The 3,305-nt window shown below is 28.9% G+C and carries 4 protein-coding genes and 1 pseudogene; 3 read left to right on the forward strand and 2 right to left on the reverse strand.

Annotation, left to right across the window (positions count from 1 at the left end):
* On the forward strand, positions 1–206 hold a 206-nt coding region (locus tag ACM39_RS18545), incomplete at its 5' end, for a transketolase C-terminal domain-containing protein (RefSeq protein WP_048512545.1).
* A gap of 50 nt (positions 207–256) precedes the next feature.
* On the opposite strand, the gene ACM39_RS18550 is transcribed toward ACM39_RS18545, so the two are convergent.
* Both ACM39_RS18550 and ACM39_RS18555 read right to left on the reverse strand, forming a co-directional pair.
* Entirely contained in the window at positions 257–2,446 is a 2,190-nt protein-coding gene (locus tag ACM39_RS18550; protein ID WP_048512546.1) for a prolyl oligopeptidase family serine peptidase, read from the reverse strand.
* Positions 2,447–2,466: 20 nt separating this feature from the next.
* Positions 2,467–2,646, reverse strand: coding sequence for a hypothetical protein (locus tag ACM39_RS18555; RefSeq protein WP_048512547.1), 180 nt, complete (start codon positions 2,644–2,646; stop codon positions 2,467–2,469).
* Positions 2,647–2,857: 211 nt separating this feature from the next.
* On the opposite strand from ACM39_RS18555, the gene ACM39_RS18560 reads away from it, so the two are divergent.
* Positions 2,858–3,079: a hypothetical protein gene (locus ACM39_RS18560; protein WP_048512548.1), complete on the forward strand. Its 222-nt coding sequence runs from the start codon at positions 2,858–2,860 to the stop codon at positions 3,077–3,079.
* Positions 3,076–3,305: pseudogene (locus ACM39_RS18565) on the forward strand (transketolase family protein); the annotation flags it as partial. The gene ACM39_RS18560 and the pseudogene ACM39_RS18565, both read left to right, overlap by 4 nt.

Below are 3,305 nucleotides of genomic sequence, written 5' to 3' on the forward strand. Positions count from 1 at the left end.
AAATTGTAACTGCAGAAGAACACAACTATTTAGGTGGTTTAGGTGAATCTGTTGCAGGAATGCTAGCTAGAAAAAGGCCTACAAGACAGGAATTTGTAGCTGTAAATGACACTTTTGGAGAATCTGCAACACCTGCTGAATTGATGAAGAAATATAAAATTGATGCAGAAGCGGTGAAAGAAGCGGTGAAAAGAATTTTAGCTTAAATAAAATTGAAACTTACATACATAAAAAGTCCTCAAAATTGAGGACTTTTTTAATCTTTAGGCTGATAATCAGGATGACCTAATTGCCAGAAAGCAAAAGCAAAAATATCACTTAAATTAGAATATGTTTGTACTAATGGAATATCACCTCCATGTCCGCCTTGATAATCTACTTTTAGTAATACAGGACTATTTGAAATAGTATTTACTAATAACTTAGCAATAAATTTAGCAGGTTGCCAAGGAGTAACTCTTGGATCATTTATTCCCGCTGTAACTAAAACAGCAGGATATTTTTCTCCTTTTTGGATATGTTGATAAGCATCCATTTCTAATAAACCTTTAAATTCATTAGGATTAGTAATAGATCCAAATTCCTTTGCAGACACTTTTCCTACTCCTCCATTTTCATTTCTCAAAGCATTTAAAACTCCTACTTCTGCTATTACGGCACCAAATAAATCAGGCCTTTCAGTCATCGCCCTACCTACTAAAATTCCTCCTGCACTCGCACCCCAAATTCCTATTTTTTTAGATGAAGTATATTTTTGATTAATTAAATACTCAGAGCACGCAATTAAGTCTTTCCAAGAATTTGGTTTTTTATCTTTTTGTCCATCTATATGCCATTTTTCTCCTTTTTCACCGCCTCCTCTAACATGAGCAATAGCAAATACTCCTCCTTGATTTGCCCATAATAAATAACTTCTTGCAAAAAACGGATAATAAGATTCTCCATAAGCACCATACCCTTCAATGAGAACAGGGTTAGTTCCATTTCTTTTAAGATTTTTGTTATATATCAATGACAATGGTACCTCAGTCCCATCATAGGATTTAACAACAACTTCTTCAACAATAATGTCTTTAAATTCAGGATATTCTATAATAGGTGCTAGATTTTCTATATGGAAAGTTTTTGTTTGTAAATTATATTTGTATCGTTGTTCTTGATTAGCCCATCCAGAACAGGTTATCCATATATCAGGGGATTTCCCCCCTTTGGATTGCAAATTAATATTTCCAGATACATACGGTAATTTTATAGAATTTTCTATATCATTATTGTAAAAATATAATTTAGCTTCAACTCCATTTTTTACTGTTACGTAATAAATACCATCTTTTGTAATAGCATAACTTTTAAATACCTCATCTTTTTTTTCAGGTATTAATATTTCAGGTTTTTTAAAATCTGGATTATTAACATTAGTTTTACATAATTTATAGTTTGGAGAATTATAACCAGACAAAAAAAAGAGATCTTCTCCTTCTAAACGAATAAAATGAACTTTACTACTTTTATCATATAAAGATTTCCAGTTATTTTTACCATTTAACAATTCTTCTTTTTTTTGAATATATGTCTGTCTATAGCCTTCTGAATCAACCAATATTCCAATATAATACTTATCATCTGGATTGAAAGCCATTACAGCAGGGTACACTTCTTCCAAAATTTTTAAATTCGGATTATTTATTTTTGAAAATACATCATTTAATTTCTTTGGAGTATCACCTATTTTATATAAAATTGACTGAGTATTCTTATTAAATAAATCAGATGAAAGATCTGTTACAGGATAATAAGTATAAAAGAATCCAGAGTTATCTTCAAGCCAATTTATTCCTCCAATATTTGACGGATTTGTATTAGTAATGATTTCAGGATGAATAAACTTTGTCTTTACATCCATAATTATTATTTCTGACAATTCTTTTCCTTTTTCAGACATTGAAATTACAATCTTGTTTCCGTCCCAACTTGGACTTAGCAGATTAACAACAAAAGTATGTTCATCATTCAATGTATTATTTTTAAATGATGAAATAAAATCACTAGGATTATACAGTAATACTTCTTTTCCTTCAAACCCTTCCCGATAATAAACTTGCGCTACTTTTTCATTGGCTTTTTTTTTCAAATAGAAATATCTATCATTACCCGTAATTCTTACATTAGATATTAAATAACCTTGTCTTTTGTCAAGCTCTAATCTTTTTTCTACATAATACTTTCTGTTTGGAATTTTACTTAGTATAGAATTCGTGTAATTTGTTTGCGACTTCATCCAATTCATAGTATTAGGATCTTGTAAATTTTCCAAATTTCTATATTCATCAACTATTTTAATACCAAAATAATCATCAGTAATTGGAATTGATGGAGCAAAATTTGTGACTTGAGCTTTAAAAATAACAACAAGAAAGAGAGTAATGATAAATATTCTATATTTCATAAGAAAAATATTCTTTAAAGTTAGTGACCTCCAGTTCCTACTCCGCCTTGTTGAACTCTACTTGCATCTTCATTTATACACTCGTCTCCTCCTAATTGCATTTGTTTTGTACCTCCAAATATTTTTTTAGGATCATTAATTTTAGAGATTTCTAATTTCTTTAAAGATAATTTTTTTTCAGTTTGGTTTTTCTTTTTCATTTTAATATAGTTTTAAAAAATTAACATGTTACAAAGAAAGCATATTATATTAATCCAACCAGAAAGTAAACCTATAAATTCATGAATCCATTAGTAAAAAAAATATTTAAAATAATCAATATCAGCAATTTAAATCAATACTCCTTAAAATAAATGAAGTTATATTTTTTTAATAAATAAAACTATAATTTTGCAATTATATAAAACGAAAATGATGAAATTTAAATATTGTATTTTTTTAGTTGTTTTATTTGGATGGTTTTATGGACAAAATAATTCCAATGATTCTTTAAGAAAATATACTTATTCAGAACTAGAAAAAAAATTTTATAAATATTATAATTCAGAACATATTACCGAATCCATATTACTTTCAAATTATTATCTTCAAAAAGCAAAAGCAGAAAAAAATAAAATTCAAGTTGCTGAATGACGGTAATCAATCCTTGCGACTACAACCAGACAAAAGCTGCTACAATCGCTATTGCTGACCACGAAGGTCCTGTATATTTAAGGTTTGGCAGACCTGCTGTACCTGTATTTATTCCTGAAGATATGCCTTTCGAAATTGGAAAAGGTATTCTTTTACAGGAAGGAACAGATGTAACAATTGTTGCAACAGGTCATCTTGTTTGGGAATCTTTGGTTGCTGCTGATGA

This window comes from Chryseobacterium sp. FH2 (genome assembly GCF_001045455.1).
In the GTDB taxonomy this organism is placed as follows: domain Bacteria; phylum Bacteroidota; class Bacteroidia; order Flavobacteriales; family Weeksellaceae; genus Chryseobacterium.

What these genes read in the sequence shown, in the direction of transcription:
- ACM39_RS18550 (WP_048512546.1), bottom strand. Translation starts at nt 2,446, where the DNA reads ATGAAATATAGAATATTTATCATTACTCTCTTTCTTGTTGTTATTTTT.
- ACM39_RS18555 (WP_048512547.1), bottom strand. Translation starts at nt 2,646, where the DNA reads ATGAAAAAGAAAAACCAAACTGAAAAAAAATTATCTTTAAAGAAATTA.
- ACM39_RS18560 (WP_048512548.1), top strand. Translation starts at nt 2,858, where the DNA reads ATGATGAAATTTAAATATTGTATTTTTTTAGTTGTTTTATTTGGATGG.